Origin of the sequence: Paenibacillus sinopodophylli, assembly GCF_005930355.1 — a bacterium.
Taxonomy (GTDB): Bacteria; Bacillota; Bacilli; order Paenibacillales; family Paenibacillaceae; genus Pristimantibacillus; species Pristimantibacillus sinopodophylli.
Genome location: NZ_VDBO01000002.1, coordinates 552,288 through 564,825, shown reverse-complemented (window position 1 = coordinate 564,825; position 12,538 = coordinate 552,288). Strand labels below are relative to the sequence as shown.

Below are 12,538 nucleotides of genomic sequence, written 5' to 3'. Positions count from 1 at the left end.
CGAGCAAATCGCTTATTTCACATGTTGTAGGGGCAGCTCCACACTTGTCTGCCTGCCGTTGATTGTGCGTTGTGGTAAGCCTAAATAGTATCCTTGCGCATAACGTACGCCACAGGACTGCAGCAGCTCCAGCTGCTCCTTGGTCTCTACGCCTTCGACAATAAGCTGCATACCTAGCAGTTCGCAGAGTTCTAAGGTGTAGCGGATAATCAGTGGGATATGAGGCGAAGCATGCGCGGAAATAAAAGCCTTATCTAATTTCATCCAAGAGGGCCGAAAGGAAGTCGAGATTAATCGGTCCAGATTTGCATTTCGCTTGCCAAAATCATCATAAGCAAAGGTGAATCCTTGCATGGCCAGCTGCTGCAGCTGCCTTTTAATACGCGCACTGTAAATGGTACTCTCCATAATCTCAAGTACCAATCGATTCTTATCCTTATCCGGTAACTGTAAGCCAGCTAGTAATGTTTTCGGGTGTACGTTCAAAAATAGCAGCTGCTCGGTCTCTAGCAAAGACAAGGCTTCACGTATGGCCAGCTGCATGAGCTCCGTATCGAAACGGGCAAGTTGATTCGCATAACGACGAAATAGTTCTGCTGGTGACTCTCCTCTGGATCCACTCACAAAAGATTCATAGCCAATGACGGTCTGTTCTGCTGTATCTACGATGGGCTGATACCGTAAATAATAACTCACGCCTTCGCCTCCTAACGTTTCAATAAACGTCCAAATAATCGAGCTGGTTTTCGCACCGAGATTTGTAACATTCGCTGGATTACCTCCTCAGCTTCATCCGATAAATGATAAGGATCACACACCGGCAAAGCGATGACTTGACGACCGGCCAATGCCTCTGCCAGTTCATCTCTTGCATCTTCTGAAGCCATAGGAAGAACAATGCGCCACTTTTCTTGTGGCTTATGAATATGTTTTCGGCAAAGCTGGGCCAGTTCTCGTTGTCGCCAGCTGCTCCCAGATCCGACCAGGACCGGAATATTGGCTCTAAAAAAATGATGCGCATGCTCACTTGTGTTGAGGTTTCCCACATCCACAATCAAATAGCGAAACTGTTCCGCATAGGACTCCACCCAATCAATATCCGCAGAGCCTTTAAAGCAAGTCACCTTATCCATTTCAAACCTTGGCTTGGTATTCATTTCGCCGGTACGATTAAAGGCGAGATACTCGAAACAAGGATTTCGTCCGGCCTCCCACAGCGCCACCTTGCCGCTCCCTTGCTTGGCTAAATAATTAGCAATGGCAAAGGACAGATGCGTACTCCCTGCCCCATCAAACGCTCCTGCCACCGCAATGAGCAGGGTGGGTTGATCATACGTGTGCTCAGCATGGTACTCTGCGCCTGAGTACGATGGTTCAGGCTCTGGCGTATCAAACGTGAGCTTTAAGTGCTGCTCCCAGTTTTTCTGTGGCCACACCCATGCTACGCCTTTTGACGTCCATCCTCTGGCGCTCTCTTGCTTGTGTTCAGATACCACGACAGCAATCTGAGTCTCCGATGCAAATACGTTTAATCGCTCGATCATACCAGGTGCAAGAGCTTCAGGCATGACAATCAGAGATACCGCCATATTCAAGAGCAATCGTTCCACTTCATGTTGATCCTTACATACATGCAGCCGGTACGCCGGTGGCGGTATGTCTTTTACCTCTAATCCTAAAATCAAAACGTGCAACCTACTGTCACCTCCATCTACAAGTAAAAGCCGCCAGCACAGGTCTGACGGCTTTTTCGTTTCGCCTCTTTCTACTCTTTTAGTATAGCTCTTTATTTACGCCTCTTTGTTTGCATTTCGTATGCAAAAAGTATGATTTTTTACAAAGAGATTGTATATAAATTTAAAACTCAGATATTTTTGCTAACAGATTTAAGTTCAATGTACTAATTTCACTGCTCCATAACCAACTTATAATTAGAGCGAGCACATAATCATTTATTCATCTCTTTATTTGAGAACGGCCTTAGTCCATTAGAATTCAGAACCAAGGCCACCTAACGAGTTTATTTTTTGTACTATTTGCTTGTAGAGATGCCAACTTTCAAGACGGCCCCTACCAATTTATTATCCTGTTTATAGGGAATCCGACATTTTCCTAACTCGAATATCAATTAATTCGGATTTTTCATTAAAACCAATAAACATTTGGACATCTGTTTTAAAATAGAAACTCTTAATATTACGATATGTTCCAATATATATAGATATATGTTTTTGACCTACAACCTCCCCAAGAACCACATTTTTGTAATAACCGTTTGTATTATCTATCTTCAAATCCGACCAACCTTTCTCATTACTTACAAAATGTAAAACTCCTTCCATTTGCGTGCCCGTTGGAAACTGGGATAACATTCTTTCTCTTATTTTTTCTTCCGGTTGTGTTAATGGATTTAATAACACCCTCATGGCTTCGAAAATCACGATTACCAATACAATAACAACAATAGTTAATATTATTTTTTTTATTAGAACCACTCTCCTTCTCAACTTTTTGAAAATTACCAATATTTACATGTAAATCAGTCTGTATAGAAATTTATTTAATCATAAAGATTAATCATATAGATAATACCACTTCCGAACCGGTTTTTTGTATCCTGGGAGGTTCTTCTTTGGTCGAAAATCTGAGGGATCATATCCTGCCGCTTGTAAGAAACCCGACACAAAGGAATTTGAATTGTAACCATCGCCTTTCTTTCTAGGAAACAGATCATAATCGATTGGATCTTTTGCTGTATTCCCTTGGAAAGTAGACAAGAGTTCTAAAAACTCCGTTATTGTATCATCATCTGTCTCCTCCAAAAATATCATTTCTGTTTTAATGTCTAGTTTTAAATCTTGCTTTCTATTTGTATCAGCAACTAATTTGCCATCTACTGAACCTGCTCCAATGGTCATATATTGCATTCCACTTTCCTCATCGAAATTCCCCTTAAACAGTGTAGTATCCCAATACTCACTTTCTTCATCTACAAATATGATTATACTTGTATGATTAAAAGTCGTTTTCATTACTTTATGTGCTCCGACATATACCTCAACCTTATGCCCACTTGGATCAATGTAAATCAACGGATTATTATGCACATACGTATACAGATTCAAGCTTAGCGGATTCGTAATCTCCCCTTCATACGTATCCTTAGTTATAAACCTTCCGATACTCGGATCATAGTATCTTGCCCGAAGATAATACAACCCACTTTCCTCGTCATATACTTCACCTGTGTATTTAAAAGGATTAGATATTTTCTCTTCAGTCTGAGATGAAAGGTTACCCCATATATCATATTCATACGCATTCAACGTAGCTCCAGATGCATCTGTAATTTTCACTACATCTCCATGACTGTTATAGGAGTAATATCCAGCTTTATTCGTGGTAACATCTTGCCGATAAAGAAGTTCATTCCCCCAGATATTACGAGCTTTTGTAGTTCCACTACTATCAAGCTCTTCGATAATACGCCCATTCACATACACATATCGGGTATAGGCTTGATTCACTTCTTTACTGGCACGCAAGCCATCTCCATAGTACTTATATTCGGCCTCTACACCATCAGATGAAGAATACGTTTTTAGTGTGTTATCCGCATTATATGTGTACTCTTCTAGATTCACTCCTGAAAAGGCAAAATCACCTTCTACCGTTTGTCTATTCCCTTTGGCATCATACGAATACTTTTTAGACCCTTGTGACGTTACTTCCTCTTCAATCCGATTTAATCCATCATACTTAAAGGTTTCAATACTGCCATTTCGATTAATGGTGTTGATATTACTAAAGCTATCATAGCCTAATGTTTCAAGCCAATTTAACTCTTGTCGACTAGAGCGTTGCTCATAAGAAGTGATTTCGCCAAACGCATTAACAATACGTTCCTGAACAATCCCATTTGGGTAGGTTACATTGGTTTTGTTCTGATTAATGCTCGTCGTATAGTCGTAACTTACAGTATCCATACCAGGATAATGAACCGCCGCGAGACGATTTAGTGGATCATATGTGTACGTTACTTTCTTTTGATCGGGATACGTAATGGTTTGTAAACGATCTTTGTTGTCATATCCCATTGCATACGATTTATTGGCAACCGTTTGTGTCTTTAGTCGCTTCCATTCATCATACTGATAGCCTATGTTTTCGTTATCACTATTACTCACAGATGTGATTAAACGGCTCGTTGGGTTATACGTCGATTCTTTCCAAAATATCTCAGTACCCGCAGTATTTTTAATAGAAACACGTTGTAGTTCATCATATGGCGTGTAGGCATATTGATGGCTTTGTGCATTATTATCCTTATAAACACTTAGCATACCCGTGTTTGTATACTGATACGTCTCTTTCTTTTGTGCCGCATCTGTTTTAGATAATAACCAACCAGCTTCATTATAGTTAGTTTGCTTTTGTACCTCTCCATTAATTGAAGATGAGATGACTTGTCCTAAATGATTGTACACATAGCTATTAATGATTCCCTTATTATCTTTAAGGTAGATTAAATTACCTTGTCCATCATATTTATAGAGTGTGGTTTGGCTAACACCGTCCGTACCACTAACTATCATTTTGGACACTAGTCCTAAAGTCGTGTATTCATATTGAGTGGTTCTCACTTTAGAACCACTTTTCTCTACAACTTTCAACGTTCTTCCCATTCGGTCTTGATAACTCCATGTCTCTTTCCCGTCAGGTGAATCCACTTTAGTTGTTGTTTGTAAGTACGTAGCCGAGCCATCCGTTTTGTACACGGCATTAGATATGGCGGTAATCGTCTTTTGCCCTAGCGGATAAGTAACTTCCTTTGGCGTTCCAAATATACTGTAGCTGTACTGGATTTTTTGTGCTGCATCATCAAATGGTAGCTTAGCCTTGATTAGTACCCCTCGGGTATCGAGTTCATTCCTTACCAATACCCGCTCGATTGAACCTACTTTACGCGATTGTTTCTCTGTTTCTCCATAAGGAGTGTAATACGTAATCATCTGTTCTCCATCCGGCAGCGTTTGTGTTACCTTTCGGATGTTATCTTCATATACGTACGTCGTGGTACGACTAGTAGCGGCATGGCTAGCTGCTGGCGTATACGTCTCCGATGTCAAACGGTTCTTACTATCGTAACCGTAAGTCACATAACTAGTATCTGGATAGGTTTGTTTACTTAATCGTTTCCATTGATCATATTCATATTTAATGGTTAACGATTGTGCTACGGCATTTTCAGTTAATTTCACTTGTGTACTTTCTTCAGTAATTTGCAACCCTTGGGCATCATACAACCATTGCGAAGTTGTATTCGTCGGTTGCATAGCGTACTGTTGCCCACTCGTCGTGGTCACAGATTTGGTTGGTTGTTTATACTGGTTAAACACAGAATAATTCGTAATTATGCTATCCGACTTTGTTGAGCTATCTATTGGATCACGAAAGTTACTTTTATTAATCGTTTGTGTTAATACATCATCAGCATTGTACACAAATGTCGATTCTGATTGAACAAATCCATTAGATTCCACTATTTTCTTAGTACTAATTTGATGCCTCGGGCCAGTATACGTGGAGATAACCTTATTTCCAAGTGGGTCGATTTCCTCAATAGGATATCCATAGCTGTCATACGTCATTTTTTGAAGAGTTACGTAATTCGCTAGATTGGCAGGAATTGTTGTGGTTAATCCATCTATGAAACTCTTCACGGCTGCCGGTTTTGGATCGCTATTACCTAATACCTTATCTGAAGTAAATACCATCGCAGGCTTCGGCTTATTGGGCTCATAATAGTACGACGTCACCTCATACTGCGCGGTCAGGTATTTCATATCTCCTTCCGTCATATCTGTAAAGTTATTATTAAAACTTCTCCTATTTTCCTCCAATATCTTTAATGTATTTCCTCTTCCATTTGGACGGTAGTACATATCCAACTGTGTATAAAAACCGTCCATTAAGGAGAGTTGTTCTGTTTTAATGCGGTCTCCATTTCGATAAGAACTGCTATATAATAAACGGTAAGAGTGGCCTCCTTCTTCATTAGCGACGGCTTCTTTCGGACGCGTCCAGACCTCATTCATCGCACTAGGTAAATATCCACTTATATCCTTGGTATATAGTTTTGATTGACCAAGTGTATCGTAATACAAGTAGTGAACACTTGCCACCTGATGGTACCCAATATACATTAACGAATCATTATCAATATATAGATTCGTTGTTCCGCGCATGAATTCACGTTTTTTCAGACTATCTTCCATTCTCCACAAATTATTATAAGAACGATATTGATAGTTAATTGATACTCCTGTATCTACTTTTACTTCCTTCAATAATAAGTATTGAATTTCCGCGTATGTCTCTAAGTCTCTCATCATAACGGTCGAAGCTTCTGCGCCGTCTGTTGCAATGGTTTGATCTGAGTCGGGATTAACATCTAGTTTGGGTCTAAAATTACTATCTCGTAAGAAATAGTAATCATCCTCATAATTGAATGGCGCTGCCGTCGAAACACTTAAATCTTTGTACGTGTATTCTTTAACAAATTTATTCGTCAGCATATCCTTGACTTTATTCAACTGGTAATAAAAGAGCCTAGTATTTTGATATTCATAATGATCGACTCTGTTGCTAAACGCCATAAAGCTCTTAAGCCAAATTGGTGTCGTTTCTTTGTTCGTACTCATATAGCTGACATCGTAACTCATGCTGTTAAGCAAATTATTAGCTGCATCCTTAACTGTAAATCCAGTTATATAGCTATGCCCACTGGTCGACCTTGAAATCGTAATTACTCGACCGATAGAATCTGTAATGATCACATTCGTACGATTATCTTGATAAGAAATTTGATCCCCGTACTTATTTCTTTTAGATTGAATAACCCCGTCTAAATTAAATACATACGTAATATCTTGATCGATGGTCAGAATATAATTAGACCCTTGTTGTGAATAGGTAACGTTCGTATATGGGTGGTTATATGCCGTTATGCTATTTCCTCTAAATTGATAAGAACTACCATCATCCAGTGTAAACGTAAATTGTCTACTGTTCACCGATTCAGCAGGAGTAAGTTCTTTATAGTTGCGATTATGAACAGTCTTGTATGTTCTTGGAGCTTCGTTTACAACACTAAGTTCTCTATATAATTGCATTGTCGTACCAATCTCAAGCGTAGGGATATTTAATTCCCATCCTGTAGCGATATAATTCGGATTTTTGGCTATATTGAACTCTGTAATCTCCGTCCAGTTGCCCATACCATCAGATCCCTGCAGGGGACCAGAATAGTCGCTTGCTTGCTGATTATATCCAAGAGCCCCATCATAGAAAGGCATCAGCAATTTCGCATTGAGAGAGTTATAGCTCCTTACAATGGAGAAATCTAATCCGTTACGTCCTGGTAAATAGAGATCCACATCCTGTTGGCTGCTCGTTTTCAGGATGGGATCAATCATGCCATCTGTACTCAGCGTATAAGGATTAGGCGCATTTTTCTCTGAGAAGCGATAAGAATCTGCCGCTAATGCACTTGCACCAACGTTTAATGAGGATTCCACCGAATTCTCTTGCACTTCACCTCCACTACCTAGTTCTTCTTTGTCATAAACAGATTCTGATACCGATGTCTCGGCATTCAACATGTTCATAACTTCAATTGTGTTATTTTCTTGTTCGTAATTTACAACAGCTGATGGCGTGTATTCTTTCAGTTTCTCGTACTCTACAGCGGATAAACGCCCAATACGTTCCAACAGATCTTGATTTGTCCATCCTAGAACTTCTATGGTTTGTGCTTGAGTTAGAAGCTTATGAAGATCTGGATAATAGTAAGTTGCAATTTGTTTCATAACGGGGGAATAATCATTCTCAATGGTTTTATAAATATCATCTGTAAATATTCCTGTATTCATTGTCTCTAGTTCTTGCGTAGCTTGTATATCAACATTCGATGCTAGATCAGCTACTACTTCCTTTTCAGCCGCGATTGCGATTGGTTGAAAACCTTCAAAAGTTGACATAAACAAACTAAATACCAATAAGATAATGAGCTTTTTCAAAATAACCCTCCTGCTAGATGTCATTAAATAAAATTACATAGTAAATTACAAACTAACTTTGAGAAGATACTATTTTGTTAACTAGTAATATTACTCCTTCTCTACTGATTTCAAGTTTCCGTTATTGTCATACACATATCGCAAGATATGTGATGATCCAGAAAAAGATATATAATTTAATTTATTATCCTCATAAACATAATTTTTATTTCCTTTATGAAAGTATATAAAGTTACTTTTTAATGATTCGTTCCCTTTTGCATCTAATGCCGCTACCCTTATTTCATAAAATATATTTGAAGAAAGTCCCATCATATTATAGCTGTTTAAATCTCCACTAACAGATGCGTGTTTAACTTCTCCCACATAAATATTGTAACCCGTAACTCCAACGTTATCTGTGGATGCATTCCATGAAAAATTAATGCTACTACTAGTTTGGCTATTAGCTCTTAGCTTTTGTGGGACATCAGGTGGCTCGGTATCCCCAGTATACTCAAAGCTTGTAAACAAAGAATTATTACCTGCTGCATCAAAAGCATGGATTTGAATATTCAAAGTATTATTATGATTAATTCCAGTTAAATGGTAGGTTGTCTCCGATCCTGCGACTTGTATTAATGGTACTCCAGGTATTAAAATGATGTATCCAGTGACTCCAATATTATCCGTAGACGCTCCCCATAGAATTTCGATACTGTTATTGGTAGTATTAGTTACAGAAATATCACCCGGTTTTGTTGGAGGCGTCATATCAGTACTAGATTCTAAAGTAAGTACTTCTGACTTATTTCCCGATTCATCTTCTGCATAGAGTTCAAATAAATAACTAGTGTCTGCACTTAATCCAGAAAATTCAACATTATGAGTATAAGTATATGGATAATTATTTTGTTCATAGATTACACCATTTATTTTAAGTACATATTTCACTCCACTTGATTCATCTGTTGAGGGATCCCAAGAAAGATGAATACGATCGCTACTTCTATAATATGTTTGGAAGTTACTTGGTTTGGTAGGTGGAGTAATATCACTAAACGACTCACATGTCCCATATACCTCAGCGTTACCATATTCATTTACAACGTCAGTTTCATTAATTAGATGAAACCTAACAAATATATTCCAATAGCTTTCTGTAGATATATCTCCTGCAATATATCCTTGATCTATAAGATATGGGCCATTTGCAGAGTAACTCTTCTCCTCCATAAAATAACCATTTCTATAAACGAAACTATCTGACTTTAAACTTAGCTCTTGAACATTATAATCAGAGAAATTAGCAATAAATAATGAATTCTCAAAATTCACACCTGGTTGAGTCGCTTCGCAATTTGTCGTATCTAAAATGGTATGTCTTACAACATTCGGGGAAAAATTAGCATTTACTTCTTGGCTTACTCCAATAATTAGCGTGAAACAAATTAATACTATCAGTAGCATTCTCTTCATTGTTAGCTCCCTTAAGCATTTATATTATTTAGATTGCTTTACATCTACGTTGATTTTTGACCAAACACTCTTTTGGTTTTTCTCTGTATCCATAAAATTCAAATTCTTTTGGGAAGTGTTTTGATCAAGTGTAATAACTATAAAATCACCATTTCCAAAGTCTCGTTGGAATACTAGCTTTATGACTTTCAACTTTTTATGTATTAATATTAACGGTAAGCTGTCGCCTCTCTCCCTATAATGTTGAAGCGTTTCATCAATTACTTGCCCAATGCCTGCTAAATTAGCATCAGATAATTCTTCTTTACTCGTATTGTCCTCGATAAGATGTTCTGGTGGATCTTTCTCAAGTTCTTTTAAATCTCCTAAGTCGAAATCTAACCATTCACTTTGATTTATTTTATGTTTTTCCAGTGCCTCATTCCAAAGCATTTCCATATCATTTTTAACTTTAATATTAGATTGATTGTTCAATATTTTTTTTTCTGTACTATAGACAGTGGAGGTTACAGTTGCTTTTTTATTTTCTAAAGCGCTCTCATTCCCTTGAACAATTGATGCACAAATTATTGATGACACACTAATAGCTATTAGATACAAAACCACTTTCTTCTTTCTATTAACTGACATTTTCTGATACACTCCTTATTCTATTTTTATAAATTAAAAGTAAAACAGAACAATCAAAAATCGCCTCCTATAGACATCATCTGTCTAATATAACTTACGAGAAAAATATTATCAGTGATAGATTTTGTCGAAAAATGTTATTTTTTGTAGAATCAACAAAATAGCGAATCCTTAATATTTTTGATATTAATAGTCTTTCATAAATGTTCTCGTAATTCGTAATATTTTTTGATTTTTTTGTATAGGCATAGCAAATTGCTTATATCGCAATATAAATGGCAAGCTCGAATCTAGTCTACTCCCATTCATTGAAACTCAGATATAATCCTTTCCTCTTAGGTTCATGAGTTTACATTCGTTCTCTATGAAGTCCTATATATATATTTTCTGTTTAATCGCCTTTGTTAACAATTTATTGAATACACAACAGAGAAAAGAAGTATTTAACGATGTTGATTACGTTTATAGATTCTAACGACTAAGTTATTAAACGATTACGAATCTATTCATCGCCATAACCCTGTGCCGTTTAACGCTTTTTGCCGAATAAAAACAACCTTCCTCGTTATTTACCGAACGTTTGCCGACAACCTTTCAAAATAAAGTGATAAAAGCCGAAAAAGCAGATAAAAAGCCAGCGACTTTTCACAAATCCTGACATGCCCTATGCCACGGCACACCACCTCATTTTTTCGTCTGTTTTTATTCGAATTACTGCACAAAGAGTCCTGGTATCTCTTACGCTTGTAGAAAATAGAATCGAAATGAAATGAGTTCAGAAAAAGAAGGGTAAATCTCGGAATAATAGGCGATAGACAAAGAAAATAGGGTTAAAACGAGGGTTAGAGAGGAACGAAAAAGAGCCCTTTGCTTGTTGTTTTTCAGCAAAAGGTTAAGCTTATACGGTTTTAAGGAAGCCTGCTAAACAAAAATCTTGAGGTGGATCTGGTATAGGCTCCCAATACGGTAGCTTGTCCATTTCCCATGCGATCCACTTCATAATAGCCTCTATCGCTTGGCCCTGCTGCCATTTGTAGCTTGCATCGGTAATCATATCTCTAAAAGCAGTGGGATCGAGACGTTTGGTTAACGCTATTCTTCGGAACCATTCAATGTCGATTACCTTCTCGAGCTCATCGACAACCACGGTAGACTTTTTATAATCAAGCGTAGTGAACGCGCCTGGTAGGGTGTAGGTTTGGTTAAGCGTAATGAGCGCACGGCGGCATAACTTACGAAAGCCAGGCTTTACAAACCCTTGCAGCTTTTGAATGAAATCATACCGGTTATAGTCTTTTACAAAACGCAGAACACCTGTGTCTTTCGCTATCGCTAGCAAGGCAGCAGCTCCTTTGTCTTGTAATTCAAGACGAATACGATTCAGCGCTCTCTCCGGATTTTCACCCTCTGTATTAAACGATTCTTTAATACGTGCCATCACATACTTTTTCACACTCTCGCTTTTGTCTTTAAGCATCGCTGCCAGCTGCAGTAATCCATCTCCTTCAAGAAAGGAATCACATCCCATCGCTAATAGATAGCCCTTTAACTGAGCCATTAAGCGGCGATAGCTTTTTTTAGCAGGGAAAATAGAGCGATAATGCAAGCCTTTTAGGTGCCGCGGTGATAACGCCGCATTAACCTGAAAAACGGCTTTAGGCTCACCAAATAGATTGCGTTCTACACGCGCAATGGAAAACAACGCTTGGCCATCCTGAACGGTAGTCGAGCCAAGCTGCTCCAGTACCTTGCGGATATGACTATTATCCTCACGATGAATGAGCTCACCTAATTTTGAAAAGTTGAGCTGCAGCACTTTACGTCTTTCATCCCCCTGCTGACCGCAGGCATACAAATAGAGCTTCTGATTGGCTATCGGAAGCGTAGCAAAGACTTTGCCTGTCACTAAGGAAGGCAATATAACAAAGCGCCCTAATTGGCCATCAGGCTCCAAATAAGAGGGCAAAGAAATAGATCGTGTACCAATATGTTTTTCTTTCGTCTCCACAATGAGTTTATGCAGAATGAATTTTTGATAGGCAGCATAGAATTGATCTTTATTAACAGGTGTTTCAAAAATCTCTGTCAGCTTCACATAGATAATATGCCGGTTAATATAGGTGGATATGCCATCTGTTTGAATCCCGACCTGCAGCGTCATAGCGAGCTGTAAATCTGCTTTTGTAAGATGGTTCATCAGCCTGCTGCGTCCGCTACGAACGTGAAAGGTTTCACCTGAATCGAAAGATTTCTCAATACCAAAAAGCGATTGAAGAAAGCGATAGCTGAACTTGATCGGTGCATGAGTGTGTGTAGAGTGAAGGGCAGATGGCTTCTCGTTCAGCATAACTTTGCTCCTTTCTAGAACA

Annotated in this window: 7 protein-coding genes; all 7 read right to left on the bottom strand. The window is 38.4% G+C overall.

What is annotated here, in order from left to right:
• Nucleotides 1-12: 12 nt before the first annotated feature.
• The 7 genes from FGT79_RS14640 to FGT79_RS14610 all read right to left on the bottom strand — a co-directional run bounded on the left by FGT79_RS14640 (nucleotide 13) and on the right by FGT79_RS14610 (nucleotide 12,516).
• On the bottom strand, nucleotides 13-696 hold the full coding sequence (locus FGT79_RS14640) for an EAL domain-containing protein (protein WP_171056242.1): 684 nt from the start codon (nucleotides 694-696) through the stop codon (nucleotides 13-15).
• 11 nt (nucleotides 697-707) lie between these two features.
• Nucleotides 708-1,694: a hypothetical protein gene (locus FGT79_RS14635; protein WP_138753527.1), complete on the bottom strand. Its 987-nt coding sequence runs from the start codon at nucleotides 1,692-1,694 to the stop codon at nucleotides 708-710.
• Nucleotides 1,695-2,090: 396 nt separating this feature from the next.
• Complete coding sequence (locus FGT79_RS14630) at nucleotides 2,091-2,495, bottom strand: hypothetical protein (RefSeq protein WP_138753526.1); 405 nt, start codon at nucleotides 2,493-2,495, stop codon at nucleotides 2,091-2,093.
• A gap of 78 nt (nucleotides 2,496-2,573) precedes the next feature.
• Nucleotides 2,574-8,081: an RHS repeat-associated core domain-containing protein gene (locus tag FGT79_RS14625; RefSeq protein WP_171056241.1), complete on the bottom strand. Its 5,508-nt coding sequence runs from the start codon at nucleotides 8,079-8,081 to the stop codon at nucleotides 2,574-2,576.
• Nucleotides 8,082-8,171: 90 nt separating this feature from the next.
• A complete protein-coding gene (locus FGT79_RS14620) occupies nucleotides 8,172-9,539 on the bottom strand; it encodes a fibronectin type III domain-containing protein (protein WP_138753524.1) in 1,368 nt (455 codons plus the stop codon).
• Nucleotides 9,540-9,563: 24 nt separating this feature from the next.
• Nucleotides 9,564-10,169: a hypothetical protein gene (locus tag FGT79_RS14615; protein WP_138753523.1), complete on the bottom strand. Its 606-nt coding sequence runs from the start codon at nucleotides 10,167-10,169 to the stop codon at nucleotides 9,564-9,566.
• A gap of 898 nt (nucleotides 10,170-11,067) precedes the next feature.
• A complete protein-coding gene (locus tag FGT79_RS14610) occupies nucleotides 11,068-12,516 on the bottom strand; it encodes a hypothetical protein (protein WP_138753522.1) in 1,449 nt (482 codons plus the stop codon).
• Nucleotides 12,517-12,538 lie beyond the last annotated feature (22 nt).

What these genes read in the sequence shown, in the direction of transcription:
- FGT79_RS14620 (WP_138753524.1), bottom strand. Translation starts at nt 9,539, where the DNA reads ATGAAGAGAATGCTACTGATAGTATTAATTTGTTTCACGCTAATTATT.
- FGT79_RS14615 (WP_138753523.1), bottom strand. Translation starts at nt 10,169, where the DNA reads ATGTCAGTTAATAGAAAGAAGAAAGTGGTTTTGTATCTAATAGCTATT.
- FGT79_RS14610 (WP_138753522.1), bottom strand. Translation starts at nt 12,516, where the DNA reads ATGCTGAACGAGAAGCCATCTGCCCTTCACTCTACACACACTCATGCA.